Here is a 2,414-nt window from a genome sequence, read left to right as displayed (position 1 = left end):
GTCGGGTAAGAGGGCATACGTCGCCGTATCCCCCTCCCCAACGAACCGGACGTGACACTTTCGCATCATCCGGCTCTGGCATTCTTGGACTCCGAGGTTATTTAGTACCATGAACTTTCCTGTGACAAATTTGGTGAAGGTGTATAAGATTGTCGATTTCATCTGTGCCTCCATTTGTCACTTCAGTTATGTGGTGAGTGTGGATTTGTTCTCCGTTTAGCAGGTAGTCTCCGCATTCAGTGCATCTCCAGTGCTGAAATTGAGCCACTTTGTAGAGCTTCGAGCCTTTAGCCCATACGCTACTACCGAGTTTTGATTGGCGTTTCTTCCAGTAATCTACTTTGGTTGAGTCATCTGGACTAGCTGTGCCTTCAACCTTTGTATGTCTCAGGATTGGGATGTCACTTACATCCAGGAGATAAAGTCTCTTTCTTTTTCCTGTTCTATCCTTGGTATCGGCAAAGAATGTCCAGTGGTCATTTCTCAGTACGGTAAAGTATTTGTTCTTTACCCATTTGAGATGTTTCTGGTGGTGTCGTCTTTTACACCATTGCCATAGCATTTGTACCATTCTATGGTTGAATGTAGCGAAGATTTCCTTGCTGGAGCAGTGCCTGTAATAGTTCGCCCATCCTCTTAGTATGGGGTTTAGATGTTTGATGACTTCTTCCGGTTTTACCGTTTTGTGTCTTTTGAGCCATCCTCTAATTTCTCTGAGTTTGGCAATCATCTTATCCTTTTGAGGTTTGCAGAGCGTCGTTCCGTCTGAGTAGCTTCGGATTGTAAAACCAAGGAAGTTAAACCCATCTCGCTTATTTACGATTCGGGTTTTTTCTTCGTTTAGCTCTAGTCCACGCTTGTTCAGCCATTCCTTTATTTCAGGCAGAACGGCTTCCAAGTCTTCCTTTGTTTCGGCTGTGACAAGGAAATCATCGGCATATCTGATGTACCCAAATCTAGGATAATACCTGTTTGTGTAGTAGGTTTTGCCTTTGTATTCCCCACTCTTGCTCTGTTTGACTTTCTGGTGGTTGGATAATACTTCTCCTTCCAGTCCGTCTAGGGCGATGTTAGCCAGAAGTGGGCTAATGATGCCGCCTTGGGGAGTGCCTGTTTCTGTTGAGTTAAACTTGTTAGCCTCCACGTAACCTGCTTTTAGCCACTGTTTAATTAGCTCTTTGCTTGGGATTGCTCCGAGAGCATTGAGTATGTATTCGTGGCTGATGTGGTCAAATGCTCCTTTAATATCTGCGTCTAGAACCCATTCATCGCCTCCCTTTCGTAATCGGGTATGAACTTGTTCTATGGCATCGTGACAGCTTCGCCCTGGTCGAAAGCCATAGCTGTTGGCTTCAAATAAGGCTTCCCAACTCGGCTCCAGTGCGTTTTTGACCACTGCTTGCATCACTCTATCTTTGAGAGTTGGTATCCCCAAAGGACGCTTTTTACCATTTGCTTTTGGAATGTATATCCTTTTAGCAGGTTTTGCTTTCCAAGGGTTCAGCTTCAGGATTTCGTGTATTAGTTGGATTCTCATCTGAGGGTTGAGAGCAAGTTGGTTATCCACTCCTGCTGTTTTCTTCCCTTGGTTAGTTTGAGTGACCCGTCTAACTGCAAGTAGCAGGTTGGACTTACTTTTTAACATGAGTGAAGTAAGGCTCCTTACCTTATTCCACTCATTCCTCTGAGTCGCACGATAAATTCTCTGTCTGAGATTTCTCACCACCTTTGTAGCAGCTTTCCAATTAAGGTCTGCCCATTTCTCAGGTAATGCGTCTGTTCCGATTTCGTTACCGAATCTATCTTTCACAGAAGTTTGATTTCCTTACGTTGGTTTATCGTTAAACACCTGCCAGAATTTGGCTTCCTTTCAGTTGGAGCAAATCTTGAACTCCTATCTGCGGCATTACCCACAGCATTCGCTTTTTCTGGCATCCTTTACCCTCTAAGTATTCTGCTTTCCTTACGGTTGGCTTACTCAGACTTCGACCTGTACTGAGAACCTATAGGGCTTTCCGCAGTTCTATGTGTTTGAGATTCGTCACGGGTCGGGTTCCATCTCTACTCCGGCGGGATTATATTTCGTCGAACTAGAGAATCATCAACTCTAGTTCTACCCACTTACCTTTTGGTGAGAGTGTTTCAGCCTTATTTCACTCTTTATTCATCACGAAGTGTGCAAACGATGGTTACTGGTGATTAACCCTTTCGTACTTCCCCTTGCTCCTTTCCAACGCGAGGCTGTTAGATTAGGCTACTTTCGTGGTCTGCATTCCATTAGGTTCATTATTTACTACTAACGTGACCGGGGTATCGTGACCCTTTTACGTGGGGACAACGGGACGAAATCCGTTGGGAGAGAAGGCTCTCCACTCAGAACACGTAGCTTAACTACGTCGCGCAATGAGTGTGAA

General features: G+C 44.9%; 1 protein-coding gene. It reads right to left on the bottom strand.

The window, feature by feature from the left end; all coding sequences use genetic code 11:
• Positions 1-97 precede the first annotated feature (97 nt).
• Entirely contained in the window at positions 98-1,810 is a 1,713-nt protein-coding gene (gene ltrA, locus QUB08_RS31615) for a group II intron reverse transcriptase/maturase (RefSeq protein WP_333230218.1), read from the bottom strand.
• Positions 1,811-2,414 lie beyond the last annotated feature (604 nt).

The organism is Microcoleus sp. BR0-C5, assembly GCF_036705045.1.
GTDB lineage: Bacteria > Cyanobacteriota > Cyanobacteriia > Cyanobacteriales > Microcoleaceae > Microcoleus.
The sequence above is the reverse complement of the archived record's forward strand: the minus strand, read 5'-3'. Positions and strand labels throughout refer to the sequence as shown.